This window comes from Bacteroides sp. 1001302B_160321_D4, from assembly GCF_015667765.1.
Classification (GTDB): Bacteria; Bacteroidota; Bacteroidia; order Bacteroidales; family Bacteroidaceae; genus Bacteroides; species Bacteroides xylanisolvens.
The window spans coordinates 1-15,079 of sequence record NZ_JADPLO010000048.1 but is presented as its reverse complement, the minus strand read 5'-3'; the positions used below and the strand labels follow the sequence as shown (position 1 = coordinate 15,079).

The 15,079-nt window shown below is 42.1% G+C and carries 11 protein-coding genes and 1 pseudogene; 4 read left to right on the top strand and 8 right to left on the bottom strand.

Annotation, left to right across the window (positions count from 1 at the left end; all coding sequences use genetic code 11):
* Positions 1-108: 108 nt before the first annotated feature.
* Positions 109-786, bottom strand: coding sequence for a DUF5715 family protein (locus tag KFO40_RS17555; protein ID WP_211146647.1), 678 nt, complete (start codon positions 784-786; stop codon positions 109-111).
* A gap of 82 nt (positions 787-868) precedes the next feature.
* A pseudogene (locus KFO40_RS17550) lies at positions 869-1,730 on the bottom strand (hypothetical protein).
* 191 nt (positions 1,731-1,921) lie between these two features.
* Here KFO40_RS17550 and KFO40_RS17545 point away from each other — a divergent pair.
* Entirely contained in the window at positions 1,922-2,359 is a 438-nt protein-coding gene (locus KFO40_RS17545) for a DUF6078 family protein (protein ID WP_211146646.1), read from the top strand.
* A gap of 656 nt (positions 2,360-3,015) precedes the next feature.
* Here KFO40_RS17545 and KFO40_RS17540 read toward each other — a convergent pair.
* Both KFO40_RS17540 and KFO40_RS17535 read right to left on the bottom strand, forming a co-directional pair.
* Positions 3,016-4,662 carry a flotillin family protein gene (locus KFO40_RS17540; RefSeq protein WP_087323849.1) on the bottom strand — a complete coding sequence of 549 codons (1,647 nt, stop codon included), beginning with the start codon at positions 4,660-4,662 and terminating at the stop codon, positions 3,016-3,018.
* Between the two features lie 20 nt (positions 4,663-4,682).
* Positions 4,683-5,180, bottom strand: coding sequence for a hypothetical protein (locus KFO40_RS17535; RefSeq protein WP_008020827.1), 498 nt, complete (start codon positions 5,178-5,180; stop codon positions 4,683-4,685).
* A gap of 128 nt (positions 5,181-5,308) precedes the next feature.
* Here KFO40_RS17535 and truA point away from each other — a divergent pair, with 128 nt between their 5' ends.
* Genes truA through KFO40_RS17520 form a run of 3 tightly spaced genes read left to right on the top strand, consistent with a single transcriptional unit; the run spans position 5,309 to position 7,675 of the window.
* Positions 5,309-6,058, top strand: coding sequence for a tRNA pseudouridine(38-40) synthase TruA (gene truA / locus KFO40_RS17530; protein ID WP_008020828.1), 750 nt, complete (start codon positions 5,309-5,311; stop codon positions 6,056-6,058).
* Between the two features lie 18 nt (positions 6,059-6,076).
* Entirely contained in the window at positions 6,077-6,979 is a 903-nt protein-coding gene (locus tag KFO40_RS17525; protein WP_008020829.1) for a DMT family transporter, read from the top strand.
* Positions 6,980-7,024: 45 nt separating this feature from the next.
* Positions 7,025-7,675, top strand: a complete 651-nt coding sequence (locus KFO40_RS17520; RefSeq protein WP_211146645.1) for a DUF3256 family protein — start codon at positions 7,025-7,027, stop codon at positions 7,673-7,675.
* Positions 7,676-7,706: 31 nt separating this feature from the next.
* Here KFO40_RS17520 and KFO40_RS17515 read toward each other — a convergent pair whose 3' ends face one another.
* From KFO40_RS17515 to KFO40_RS17500, 4 genes are all read right to left on the bottom strand, one after another.
* The gene (locus tag KFO40_RS17515; RefSeq protein WP_087318804.1) at positions 7,707-8,795 is read right to left on the bottom strand and encodes a phosphotransferase enzyme family protein; all 1,089 of its coding nucleotides are present in this window, start codon (positions 8,793-8,795) and stop codon (positions 7,707-7,709) included.
* A gap of 30 nt (positions 8,796-8,825) precedes the next feature.
* Positions 8,826-12,167, bottom strand: a complete 3,342-nt coding sequence (locus tag KFO40_RS17510) for a glycoside hydrolase family 2 TIM barrel-domain containing protein (protein ID WP_211146644.1) — start codon at positions 12,165-12,167, stop codon at positions 8,826-8,828.
* 72 nt (positions 12,168-12,239) lie between these two features.
* Entirely contained in the window at positions 12,240-13,130 is an 891-nt protein-coding gene (locus KFO40_RS17505; protein ID WP_121960001.1) for a YitT family protein, read from the bottom strand.
* Between the two features lie 114 nt (positions 13,131-13,244).
* Positions 13,245-14,654, bottom strand: a complete 1,410-nt coding sequence (locus KFO40_RS17500) for a Gfo/Idh/MocA family protein (RefSeq protein ID WP_211146658.1) — start codon at positions 14,652-14,654, stop codon at positions 13,245-13,247.
* Positions 14,655-15,079: the final 425 nt, after the last annotated feature.

The window sequence follows — 15,079 nt, the reverse complement described above, 5'->3', positions numbered from 1 at the left end:
GATTCTTTTAGCGTTGGATTCATACAAAGATAGCTGTTTTCCGTCTTAACGCAAAATTTACCTTGAAGGTTTTATGATATGCTAGTCAAAGATTTTGAAAAAGGGTATTTATCGGGCGGTGATATGGAAACAACCTTGTTTCAATTCATATTTGATGTAGCATTTTTCAGCTTGTCGCAGGTCTCTTAAAACCTCGGACAAGACAAGTTTCAGTGTATCGGCACTTACATCCTGTAACGGTCTTCCATCCTTGTCTTCTACCTTTTTGAAACGTTTCCAACTGACGTCAAAGGTGGCTCCAAAGCAATGTGCCGAGTTGGCGGAAGCATTTCCGTTGCGACGGCGGAGGCGTTTCACATCGTTTTCGGTACGCAATACGGAAGTGATGATTACCTGGTTGGGGTTTAGACCTTTGGCTGCCAATGAATCGAGAAAGTTGGAACCTATTGTATCGAGCAGTGCACTGGCACGCGGTACGAGATAGGGGATGGAGTGTGTCAGTGAATCTACTACATAAAACTCATTGTCGGTAATATGAGTTAGCTTTTCTTTCATATCTTCTGCTGCTTCCCGGTCTGCCAATGGGCGAATCCCTATCTTTTTGGCTACTTCCAGATGTGCGTCATTCAAATCAGGGAAAGAACGTTTATAGCTGACGACGCCACGAATATTGCGTGGCTCATTCAGTTTCAGCGACATGTCTTTCTTTTTGCAGCTCGAAGTAAGCGTTGTAAGCCCAATAACTAGTAAAAATAGCGGTAATATGCGAAGCTTATAAATAGTCATTTTATATTTTTTGCTCGCAAATATACGCTATTTTTTCATACGTTCCATGCTTTGCATTATTTTCAATTCCATACTTTTGAGGTTATTCCAAAATATTCTCTGGTATTTCAGGATAGGTATTTAATATACCTATTATGGTATAATCTGTATTGTCAATTGTTGTTTTTAGTGTGGGTACTATTGTATGTTCGCTTCTGGTAAGAGCTTTTTCTACAAGTTCTTTCCAATCTACACCTAGAAATCTTGATATAAGATTTAGGACAGCATTTGCACTCGTAACCCCATCGTATAGCTCAAATCTTAATTTGTGAGGGGTGGGGGGGAACTGATGCATCCGTGAAATTTTCTTGTTCGTCAGATGTATAATTTAATGTTAAATAAGGTATGGCGTATGTAGGAGACGAGTTGCCGGAACCGCTTTCTAACTTGGTGAAAAAGTCGTATGTTCCTTTTGCTATTGGAGTGTGAGATAGTTCGTCTCTAAACTCAATATAACGGAAAAAATAGCATTCTTTAGCTTCATTGTTAATCAGATAAACTACAGTGCCATTGGAAAGTGCCGGATGATTACTTTTTTCTATAGCGTACGCCAAATAGCTGTCTGTTATTTTAATTCTTAAATCAACTGTTTCGTTGGTGATATTATCTTTTACTTTCACCTTTGTTTCTCCTTTCTTTTTTGGGGTGACCCTTAAGCTTCCCATTCCTATCGAACTGGACAAATCTACATCTATATTTAAAATGTCAGTTTTTTCTACAGTTACGGTGTAGTCCCTGTTTCCACCTGTGATGGTGATATTGGTTGTTCCTAACAAAGGTCGTTCGTAATACTCTTTTTCGAAGGATAAAGAATATATCTTTTTTTCATCGTTATTTCCACAGCTAAAAAAGATAATTGTATAGAGAAATGACAGTAGTGCTCCAGGTAAATGTTTTGTCTTCATGATTATTCTGTTTTATAGTTTTGCAGGAGAGATATAGTTTTATAAGTTCCTGTATTGATGTTGGAGGCAAATATAAAGATTTTATCAATGTGTTGAAGTAAATAGTGTATTTATTTCTTGTCCTCCAGCTATTTTCATACATTTGTAGCGGTTTATAAAAATAGGCCACTTTTCCACTAAACATAACACACATGAAAACAGATTTCGATTACAATTCTATGCCCGTTAGCTTCGCTCATTGCTTGAATGGACATTGTTTGCGTGCGGACAAATGTCTGCGACGACAAGTAACTCTCCGAATGCCGAAAGAGCGGGCTACTGTAATGGTTATTAATCCCGAACATATCGCTTCCGATGGTGGGGACTGTACTTACTTTATTGATGAAAAGCCGGTGCTCTTTGCACGGGGTATGAAACATTTGCTGGACCAGGTGCCGCTTGCTGATGCCACCGTTATCAAACGACAGATGATGGCCTACTTCGGCAAAACGATCTATTACCGTTGTTGCAACAAGGAACGGCTGATTAAACCGAAGGAGCAGGAATACATACAGGGACTTTTCCGCAGGCGGGGAATTACCGAAATGCCTCAATTTGACGAATATGTAGAATACTATGATCTTGGGTAAGTATATCCGTTAGTTCCATTAGTCCCATATATTGTGGGAAAGTATTCCCTCATATTATGGGAATTTGTTCCCACAAAATGAGGGAATAAATTCCCACCAGCTAGGGAATCTTTTCCCACAATATGTGGGACTATCTGATTCTGTAATCCCCTGATAATAGTTGACTACCTTTTTCCCTTATCTTCGGGTTGGGTTGACATTGATTAGATAGGTATTATATAGCAGTCCCGGTATGAGAAATGCATGATGAAGGTATGAGAAATGCCTGCTTTTTATGGCATTTCAGGCAAAATACTATGAGAAACACCTTTTTTGGAAAGTATTTCTCATAGTGTTAATATTTTGAATTATAGGTGATTATCTTGTAAAGTATGAGAATATGAGAAATGATTTCGAAAAATCATTTCTAGTGCCTAAGCGGAGCTGACCGAAATAGGTGACATTCCAGGATTATTGTGACTGTATACAAAGAATGAGCGATATGGCTTCATGACTTATTACATGTTTTACGTTACATATTTTATGTAACACAAAGAACGTAATAAATCTGGAATATTCAAAGATTTATTTGAATTATATAAAAAAACAAACGCTGATGAGAACAAGCGATCATTCTTTTCTCATCAGCGTATATTATGTCGGATTACAACTATTTCTTATCTTTTTTCTCCATCAGCTTTGGTTGCAGGCTTTTCCTCCGTTTTGCTTTCCGGATTGATAATACCTTTCACTGTTTCACCGATAGGAAGTTTGTCTAATACGCCAAGGCTCGGAGCTACTGTCTTTACTAATGTATTCAGGAAATTACTAGTTCCACCATTTCCTCCGTCGAATACGGTGATATTTCCTAAGTTCATGTGTTCGAATGCCTTCACCTGTTCGCCGGCGATTTCCTTCCACTGGTCTACCATCTTATATTGGATAGCGATAGCCGGATTCGATTCGGCCGCTCTTACCATTGCTTCGAAACCTTCCGCTTCCGCAAGTAATGACCGTTTCTTACCTTCCGCTTCTGCTTCCAGTTTCATTTGGATAGCTTTTGCTTCCGCTTCGGCTTGTGCTAAAGTAGCCTTTGCGCGTGCTTCCGCTTCGCGGGTAATCTTTTCAGCGATGGCATTTGCCTGAAGAATAGCTTCCTGTCTGGCGATTTCCGCAGGAACAATCTTTTCAGCCTTCAATGAAGATTCCACTTTCCGTGCCTTAGCTTCTTCCACTTCCTTTTGCGCAATTTCGCGTGCAGTCTGTACAGCAGCTTCCGATTTCGCGGCAGCTTCACCGGCTTGTTTGTCGGCATTGGCTTGTGTTACAGCTAGTTCTGCATTGGAAAGTGCTACCTCTTTCTGTGCGTCATTTCGTCCGATGGCAGCTTTCTTTGCAGCTTCCGCCTGTTTGATTTCCATGTCGGAATTCAGTTCGGCAACGCGGCTTTCCTTTTCGGTATTTGCCTGCTCGATTCGGATATTCTTTTCAGCTTCAGCCTTTGCTACTTGCGATTCTTTTTCCGCGTTGGCGATGGCTACTTGCGAGATTCTGTCCTTATCCGCATTTGCAACAGAGATTTCCTGTTGTTTCTTTGTTTCTGCAATAGCAATATCCTGATCTTTGCGGGTTTCTGCTACTTTCGTTTCACGTTCCTTTATCTGATTGGCAATTTTGATAGCACCCAGCTTTTCCTGTTCTTCGATGTTAGCCTGTGCTTCGTTCAGTGCTTTACTTTCAGCTTCCTTACCTAAGTTGACAATGTAGTTGGCAGCGTCGCGAATGTCACTGATGTTAATGTTCATCAGATACAAACCGAATTTGCGAAGTTCGGTATCGATGTTATCTTTCACTTTAGCCAGGAACTTATCTCGGTCTGAATTTAATTCTTCGATAGTCATATCGGCGATCACCATACGCATCTGACCATATACAACATCAGTAATTAAGTTCTGCTTGTCATCCATTGTTAATCCCAGCATACGTTCAGCAGCGTTTTGCATCACTTCAGGATCGGTGCTGATAGCTACAGTGATTGTAGTCGGCACGTCTACACGAATGTTTTGAGCGGATAATGCACCGGTCAGTTTACATTCGATCTGCATTGGTTTCATGGACAGGAATTCATATCCCTGAATAATCGGCCATACAAAAGCCGCACCACCATGATATAGCTTTGCCGACTTCTTATCTCCTCCCGTTTTACCATATACAACGAGGACTTCATCACTCTTACATTTGCGGTAACGCGAAAGGATACCAATAAAAGTGAGTAGGATGACTGCCACTAGTATAGCAGCCATGATTAACATTTCTTGTGTCATAAAATTGTGTATTTGAATAATTATTGAATGAATAGCGTTCCGTCTTTGTAGCTGGTAATCATTGTTCTGTCGCCAGTCTGATATGCTTTTCCGGATTCGGAGATGACGTCTACTTCGCGCATGGCTCCGTCCCGGGTGGTCTGTACAGTATATTTGCTGTCGCTTTGTTTGAAATAGATCACACATTCCCGTCCCACAAGCTGATCGGTCTGCTCGTTGTGGTTCACTTGTTGCAGTTGATAAGCTTTCTTATAGAGGAACCAGACGGCAAAAACAAAGAAAAGACCCACTAGAATACCGATTATGTAACTTTGAATTTCCGTGTTTCCCGCCAGATACATGTACCATCCGAATCCAATTCCGAAATGGGTAAGTCCTTTAAAAGAAACTACGCTACTGATATCAGCATCCACGTCTACATCTGCATCTATATCTCCGAAAAAGATGGATAATACGAATTGAATAAGAAAGATGCCTGTCGTGACGAGGGCGATGATGAGGAAAATGGTACTACTCATAATTGTGGGGTATTAGTAAATCATGATTATTTTGTTCTGTAAATATACAGGTTTATGTGAATTATACAAAGATAAATGAGATAAAATGATTAATTTTGCGCGCGAAAACCCTAAAATGAGGAATTAGCGTGCAAAGGTATTTTATTTATTTGGCTTACGACGGGACCAACTATCATGGTTGGCAAATTCAACCGAATGGGATTAGTGTGCAGGAATGTCTGATGAAAGCATTGTCTACCTTTCTGCGTCGCGAAATTGAAGTAATAGGGGCAGGTCGGACAGATGCCGGGGTACATGCTTCCCTGATGGTTGCTCATTTTGACTTCGATGAGCCGTTGGATGAAATATCAGTTGCCGATAAATTAAACCGTTTGTTACCTCCCGATATTTCCATTTATCGTGTTTGCCGGGTCCGGCCGGATGCGCATGCCCGCTTTGATGCGACTGCGCGAACTTACAAGTATTATGTAACGACATCGAAATATCCTTTTAACCGGCAATATCGTTGGCGAGTTTATAATCAGTTGGATTATGCACTCATGAACGAAGCTGCACGTACCCTTTTTGAGTATACTGACTTTACGAGCTTCAGCAAACTTCATACAGATGTAAAGACCAATATCTGCCATATTACTCATGCCGAATGGACGCAGGAAGATGATGCTACTTGGGTGTTTACCATCCGTGCCGACCGTTTCCTGCGAAATATGGTGCGAGCTATCGTAGGTACGCTGATTGAAGTGGGACGAGGGAAACTTACTGTTGAAGGCTTCCGGCGGGTTATCGAACAACAAGACCGTTGCAAAGCCGGGACATCTGCTCCGGGGCAAGCCCTGTTTCTGGTAAATGTGGAATATCCCGAAAGTATATTTGAATAATAAATAATAAATATTCTCATGTGGTTATTATTAGCATTTCTCTCGGCTACTTTGCTGGGCTTTTATGATGTATTCAAGAAGAAATCGTTGAAAGATAATGCGGTACTTCCCGTTTTGTTTCTAAATACATTTTTTTCCAGTCTCATCTTTCTGCCGTTTATCCTGATATCCGTATATAAACCGGACCTGTTGGGAGGAACGATATTTAATGTTCCCGTTGTTGGTTGGGAACAGCATAAATATATCATCATCAAGTCGTTCATCGTGTTGTCTTCGTGGATATTCGGATATTTCGGAATGAAACATCTGCCTTTAACCATAGTAGGACCTATCAACGCCACTCGTCCGGTGATGGTGCTTGTGGGAGCGATGCTGGTATTTGGCGAACGGTTGAATCTCTATCAATGGATTGGGGTAATGCTGGCCATTGTCTCTTTCTTTATGTTAAGTCGTTCGGGGAAGAAAGAAGGAATTGATTTTAAACATAACAAATGGATATTCTTTATTGTGTTGGCTGCCATTACAGGTGCTATCAGCGGATTATATGACAAGTATCTGATGAAGTCTCTGAATCCGATGCTGGTACAATCCTGGTATAATGTTTATCAGGTGTTTATTATGTGTCCTATTCTGTTATTGCTTTGGTGGCCTAAAAGAAAGTCTACCACCCCGTTTCGCTGGGACTGGACGATTATCCTGATTTCTATCTTCCTTTCGGCTGCTGATTTCGTTTACTTTTACGCATTGAGCTATGACGATTCCATGATTTCCATTGTTTCGATGGTCCGTCGGGGAAGTGTAGTAGTCTCTTTCACTTTCGGTGCGCTTCTCTTCCGTGAAAAGAATTTAAAAAGCAAAGCGATTGACCTTATACTGGTGTTAATCGGAATGATATTCTTATATTTGGGGTCTAAAAATTAAAACAGTTACACAAAATCTGTTTGTCACAGGTTAAATAAGATAGATATGAAAATAAATAAATTTGTAATCACTATATTCTTTTCTGCTGTCGGACTCTTTGCTTCGACCGCTCTTTGGGCACAAGAAGCCAAAACGCTGTTTGTGAATATGCCGGATTCTCTAAGCCCGTTACTAACCAAAGTAAACCGGGAAGATTGTATTGACTTTCTGGAAAGTAAGATGAAAGCGCAAGTAGAGAATCGTTTCGGCAAGAAGTCGGAGATGACTGATCTAAGTAAAGATTATATCCGTATGCAGATGTCTTCTCAATCTACCTGGCAGATGAAAGTGTTGGCTTTGAATGACTCGACAAACGTGATCTGTACAGTCTCTACAGCTTGTGCACCTGCCTGCGACAGCAGCATCCGTTTCTATACAGATGACTGGAAACCGCTTACAACATCTCTCTTTATTACCCTTCCTGTGATGGGCGACTTTCTGAATGCGCCGGATTCAGCAGGTGTTTATGAGTTTGACGAGGCACGCCGTTCGGCAGATATATTATTGATGAAAGCCGATTTTAATAAAGAAAATACAGAATTGACTGTTACATTGGCTACTCCTGATTATATGTCAACAGAAACGGCAGAGAAACTGAAACCGTTTCTCCGCCGTCCGATTGTTTATCATTGGAAGAATGGAGCTTTTACCAAATAGATAATTCTCCATTCTCTTTTTTCCTCTATTCTCAACTCTTTAAGCAATCGTTGATGAATGCGATCATTTCCGGTGTGTTGGCTTCCACGCTTTGAAGCAGTTTGAATTGTGCTTTAGTACGAACCAAATTATGCTCCGGATATTTGATTTTATAATAAGTATCTCCATTGATATAGTCTGCCAAGAACCGTACACACTGCATGTATGGGAATAAAGCGGCTGCATAAGGGAGATTCTCTATCTCAATTGGAGTCAGGAATGATTTGGCTCCTTTCAGATAGCCTTTGGTAAACGCTTTGAATATTTCCATATTGAAGTTTACACGATCAAGGTCTTTATCATCCTCATCACCCGTGTTGGCGCCTGTACGAAGGAAATCGCCATAATCGGAGAAGACAAAGCTGGGCATTACCGTATCCAGGTCGATGACACAAAGCACTTTGCCATCCTCGTCGAACATCATGTTATTCACTTTCGTATCGCAGTGGCAAACACGTTTGGGGAGTTTTCCTTCACGATATAAACGTTCTGCTTTACACATTTCATCTGCACGCTTCTCTATTTCGTCCAGATAGTATTTCACTTCCGATACCCGTCCGGCAGCATCTTTCGCAACGGCTTCACGTAGTTGTTTGAGGCGGAACTCCATATTGTGGAAGTCAGGTATGGTTTCACCCAATGTTTCCGGAATATCGGCCAACATAGCCTGGAAGTTACCAAAAGCTTCTCCAGCATAATTTGAATATTCGGGATTCACCGTCTCATACGTTTTGGCGCGTGGGATGAATACCATCACACGCCAGTAGCTATCACCGTCGAACCAATATGCTTTCCCCTCTTCTGTTTCGAGGAAACTCAAAACCTTGCGCTCTATATCCGATTCTTCTGCCTCCGTTAGTTTCTTGCGAATATGATTGGTGACAGCGGTAATATTGGATTGAAGCATCTCTACATTCTGAAAAATGGCATGATTGATGCGTTGCAGAACGTAGTCGGGAGCATCTGCTTCTTTGGTGTTTACTTTGTAAGTGTCGTTAATAAGTCCTGTACCCAAAGGTTTGATTTCTTCTATCGTACCTTGGACTTTAAATTTAGCTACAATGCTAGATAAATCTTTCATGGGTTTTTTCTTTAAAAATTTATACTAAGGTTATCGATAATCGTATTTAGCCGCTTCGTTGGCCTGATTAGCCGAGCGAACAGGTACTAATGTGAAGCCCCAATGGTAATCACGATTAGCCGGGATTTGGTGGAAAGGTTCCGGGCGTGCACCCCAACTGTCATATCCGCCTACACCTTGTTGCTTCATGTCCACACAAACCTCTACGAATTCTCTCGGAACGATGTCATTAACATGATGCATTCTCCGCAATACATTACGGGCGGCATTCTCATCATGATTGGCTACTTCTTCCGGGCTAAAGTTATTCCATTGGTAAGGGTGGGGCAGAGCCTCTTCAGAGTCAAAGTCTTCGATAGAGTTGCGCAAGGCATTGAAACCGATCGTACTGTCGGCTACCAAAACCAGGCCGTTTCCTTTGGCGGGAGATAAAGCGATCCAACGGGTATCGGTGTGATGTCCGTTTTCCTGTGGACGTACATAGTTGAAGTACATTTTATCTGCTGTTGTCTTATATACGCCAACGAGTGTTCCATGATTACGGTCGATATAGTTCTCTTCCGGACCACGGCCAAAGTATTGTACATTGTTCATCTGTGCCGGCAAGCGGAAACGAACACCGATACGGGGAACTTCCAGTTTGGAAGCGGCCTTGCGGGCAGCGTCACTTCCGGGAGTAAACGTAGCCATGCGGGTAGCTTCGGAAACTTCAGTTTCTGTTGCCTGCATATCTGTTGACGTGAATTTGGCATTTACATTGACTACTCCGTTCGGATAGATTTTGTATGTGACAACATACAAGTTGCCGGCAGCCAATAAGTAGGTCACATTTAAGGAAACTACCTTATTCTCTGTTGTCATGGTTGCATCCGTTACGTGGAAGTTTTTGCTTGATTGCTTCCATACCTGTAAACGTTTAGGAGCGCCATTACCATAATCATTATCATTAGGAGCACGCCAGAAGTTAGGCTGAATACCAAATCCGTCTTTGAAATATTCTGTGCCGTCCACTTTATACGAGGTAACCAATCCGCTATTCTTATTGAATACAAAGTTCACTTTGGAAGAAGAAACGATTAGCTCATCTCCTTGAGTCGTTGTTTTCAGTGCCGGACCGTTTGCTTTATAAATAGCTTTCTCTGCCTGGATAGGAAGCTGGAACTGGTCGTATGCTATTTCATATCCTGTTGGAATCAACGGTTCAGGTTCTGTGGTTGTTACGCTGAAGTTTACAAAATATTCCACTCCCGGTTGGGCTTTCAAGCCGTTTACCGGTACGGTGAATTCTTTGGATGCCTGCGGAGCAATATCCAAAGATACTTTTCCACCTTTTATAGTCTTTCCGTTAGCGAGTACGTTATAGTGAATCTGATACTTTTTCAGATTGGTGAAATAGAAACGGTTGGTGATTTTGAATATACCGGCAGCGGCATCTACTGCCTCAAAGCCTACATTCTGATGTACATATTTCACTTCAGCCATTGCCGGATGCGGACCACGATCCGGATTGACAAGACCGTTGCAGAGGAAGTTGCCATCGCTCGGCGCGTCTACACCGAAGTCACCTCCGTAAGCCCAGTATTCTCTTCCATTCTCATCTTTCTGGAGAAGACCTTGGTCTACCCAGTCCCAGATATATCCACCCTGGAGGTTCGGATATTTGTAAATCGCCTGCCATTGTCCCCACAGGTTTCCGGTGGAGTTTCCCATTGCGTGTGCATATTCGGAAGGAGCTACAGGACGGTCGCTGCCGTTCTTTCCTGTATTTTCCAGCCAGTCGGCACCCGGATATTGCGGAACATACATATCGGAGTTCCATTCCCATTGAGCACGCTCATAGTTGACCGGACGATTCATCAGCTCTTTGTCAGCCTCTTTCAGCCACAAGTAAGTCTGATAGAAATTATATCCGTTTCCGGCTTCATTTCCCAACGACCAGAAGGTGACGCTCGGATAGTTCTTGTTGCGTTCGAACATATTGATGGTACGGTCCATGTGTGGTTTCAGCCATTCGGGATTGTTACCCAATGACCCGCCCTTCCGAAGATCGTAATACATTCCGTGGCTTTCGACATTGGCTTCATCGTACACATAAAGACCGTATTCATCGCAAAGTTCGTAGAAACGGCGGTCTTGCGGATAGTGGCAAAGGCGTACGCTGTTCAGGTTATGTTGCTTCATAAGCTCGAAGTCACGACGCATTAACTCTTCTGTTACATAATGACCTGTTGACGGGTTGTGTTCGTGGATATTTACCCCTTTCAGTTTTAGTGGCTGACCATTGATGAACAGGCAAACGTATGGTTTTCCGTTAGCAGCTTTTTGTTCGATAGGTTTGATTTCAATACGGCGGAATCCTACATTAAAAGGAATAATCTCATTTATTTTGCCATTCTCTTTGACGGTCATCAGTAGTTTGTACAGATTCGGATGTTCGGATGTCCATGTATTGACATCTGCCAGTTTCTTATCGAAAGAAAGTGTACGTACTTCGTCCGATGGGATATAGGCGGTCTTCTCTTCAGTAGAGATTACTTTTCCCTGTGCATCCAATAGCTCATAAACTAATGTGAGATTAGTTGCTACCTTCTCGTGATTTCTCAAATCGACATTCAAGCTGAAGATTCCATTCTTGTAGCTGTCATCCAGGGTAGACTTCACCCGGAAATCTTTGAGGGCTGCTTTAGGTTGTGAATACAGATAAACATCGCGTTCAATACCGCTCATGCGCCAGAAGTCCTGACATTCCAGATAGGAACCAGTGCTCCAACGGAAGATTTTAACGGTAAGCACGTTTTTGCCGGGCTTCACATAGTTGTTAATAAGAAACTCTGCCGGATTTTTGGAGTCTTCGCTATATCCAACTTCTTGCCCGTTGATATATACATATACGCCGGACTTGGCTCCTGCCAGATGCAGGTAGATATCCCGTCCGTCCCAATCTGCCGGAATATCGATATCCCGACGGTAAACTCCCACCGGATTCGCTTCGGGAAGAGCCGGAGGTTGCGGATTGCGTGGCTTGAATTCATAACCATGATTGGTGTAGATGGCTATTCCGTGTCCTTGTACTTCCCAGTTGCCGGGTACCTGAATATCATTCCACGAATCTGTATTCGTATTCGGGTCAGTAATGTTGTCGGGAAGCTTTTTGTAAGAGTCTACAAAGTAGAATTTCCAGGTTCCGTTCAGCAAGCGGTAATACTTGCTTCGTTCGAACTTGCCACTCAAGGCATCAGCGCGATTGTTGTATGTCATAAAAGAAGTGCGTGGATACTCTTTGTTGACTTCAACTACCTGCACATCCTGCCAATAGGGTTTCACGGCTTTTTCAGCCATTACATTAAATGTTGTCAGGGAAAATATTCCCATGAAAATGCCTGTTAATAAATTGGGGGTTGGTCGAAATTTCATGTTTCTCAATATTGGTTTTTCATTTCTTTTCTATTTTACTTTGATATGATCGAATCCTTCTCCATAAACTCCGATGACAGCACTTTGTGACACAAATGCATTCGGGTCTATATCTTTAATCAACCGGAAGATGATAGGCGATTCCCTCTTCTTGGCTAATACGAACATCATCTTTACTTCTCGTCCTGTATAAAAGCCGGTTGCATTGATAATCGTAACTCCCCGGTGTGGATATTCGTTGATATGCCGTCCTATTTCTTCATATTTATTGGATATGATAAAGAACTGTACGGATTGGCGGGCACTATTCACTACCTGGTCGAGAACGAAGCTACAAATATAAAGAGTTGCAAACCCATACACCACTTTTTCCCAGTCTTTTAAGACAAAATAACTGGAAGAAATAATAATCATATCGCAGATGAGTACTACTCTTCCTAATGTGATGTCCCGGTATTTGTTGATGATGGCTGCGATAATATCCGTGCCTCCTGTGCTTCCGTTTGCCGAAAAAGCAACCCCTATACCACCTCCACAGAAGGATGCTCCAATGACACATGCCATAAAGGGCTGGTCGTGAAGGAGTCCGAAACCTGCTGTCAGCTTTTGAATGACGGACAGAAAGAAGGTGAGGGTAAATACTCCAAAAATAGTTTTAATGCAAAACTTTATCCCCAGCAATTTGAGAGCCAGTAGCAATAAAAAGAAGTTGATGCTGAAGTACGTATACTGTACGGGAAAACCCGTAGCCCAATATACAATAGAAGCAATACCCGGTACTCCCCCGGTAGTGATATCGTTCGGAAGTAGAAAAACGGTCCAACCGATGCCATACAAAATCATGCCGATGGCAATCATTACATAATCTCTGGCTTCACGGATAATGCTTTGCTTAGAAGGTTTTGGAATAGCTGTTTTCATAAAAGTGATTATGATAATCTATAAAATGTTCAAACACGAACCCATGAATAATCCGGCTTTGGGGGAGAAGCCGGATTGGTTCATTATGTTCGTGCTAAAAGGATATATTCAGTTTTATTTTGCAAAAGCGTGACGATAGCCTTGTACTTTATTCCATCCGCCGCGAGTGAAATCGGGGACTTCTACCGGAGCAGAATTGTTTTCGATGGAAAGTCTGGTAAGTTCGGCCATGCAACACCACTCTGCCAGGTCATAAACGTCCATATCTAATGGTAATCCATTTTGCAGGCAATATGCCAGACGGTAGTCCATGATAAAGTCCATACCACCGTGGCCGCCTACTTTCTTGGCAGTTTCTTCCAACTCTATGTGAATCGGATCTTTATATTTGTCCATCAAGGCTTTCTTTACATTTTCGGATACAGAGCCATGTGCATTCAGATTTTCATGATTAGGCACATCTTTAGAATCAACTTGTGTAGGTCGCAGGCAATATTCTTCAATCGGATATTTGCTTGCATAACCATCGGCTCCTACTATCTGGTACATACGGCTGTATGGGCGGGGTGTCATTACATTGTGCTGGATCAGCATCGTTTTGCCATTTTCTGTGCGAATCAAGGTCGAAGTCTGGTCACCATTCTGGAAATCGGTCACTTCTTCTCCTGTTTGTTTCTTAATGTAAGCCGGTCCGTTGACAGCTTTCGTATCCATAGATACCAATGTTTTCATACGGTCGCCACGGTGGATATTAAGTACCTGACAAGCGGGGCCCATACCGTGAGTCGCATATACGTCACCGCGATGCAGGTGATTATAATCCATTCGCCAGTTGTTCCAGTATTCAGGCCAGAAATCTTCCAGGTTGTGGATATATGAACCTTCTACATGAAGCACTTCTCCGAATACGCCCTGTTGTGCCATATTTAAAGAAGTCAGTTCAAAGAAGTCATATACACAGTTTTCGAGCTGCATACAATGCTTGCGGGTCTTTTCAGAAGTGTTGATTAACTGCCAGATTTCATCCAATGTCATAGCGGCAGGAACTTCGATGGCTACATGCTTGCCATGTTCCATGGCATAGACACCCATTGCAGTATGATGCTTCCAGTCTGTAGCTATGTATACAAGATCAATATCATCCCGCTCGCAAAGTTTTTTCCATGCATCTTCCTCTCCGCTGTAAGAAGCAGCTGCAGGGAGTCCGGCATTCTTCAAAATTTCTTGTGATTTTTCAACACGTTCGGGAAGCAGGTCGCATAACGCTACAATCTTAGTTCCCGGAATATGAGTCCAGCGTGCTACGGCGCCGGGACCACGCATTCCTAAGCCGATGAAACCAACACGTACGGTATCAATTTTAGGAGTAACGAGTTGGATTACATCTTCTTGTCCGGCAGGGCGGGCAGGAGTTTCTACTTTGATAGGAGTAAAGGCTTCCGGAGCCTTTGGTTGTTGAGTACAACTGGTGTGCCAAGTTAACAAAGCCAAGCCGATAGCAGTGGCTGTGAGTAGTTTCTTCATCATATTTTAAGTTTTTAATAGGGGTTATTCGCTGTTTTTCATTTACGTGTCAAAAATAGTAATTAATTAGCCAACTATTTATATTTATAACTGATATTTTCATCATAAACTTCTATTATGAGGTAGAAAATGATTCAAACTTTTTCTACCTGATTTTGTATAGTCTTGTGTATCGACAAATACATATAAAAGACAGGCCATTAGAAGGTCTTTCCTAAAAAGAAGTGGTCTTTTTAAAATTGCTTAACGTTTATTTCTTTTGTTTTGATTAACTACATAAGCCGGTAATCCATTATAGTTCATTTCGGTACGGAAATGAGCTAAATGATAATTTTGCGGAGTGCCCTGAAAGGGCTTAATTATATAGCGTAGGGCAACGCCCTACGTAAAAACGACAATCTGAATTTGCGCCCTGAAAGGGCATA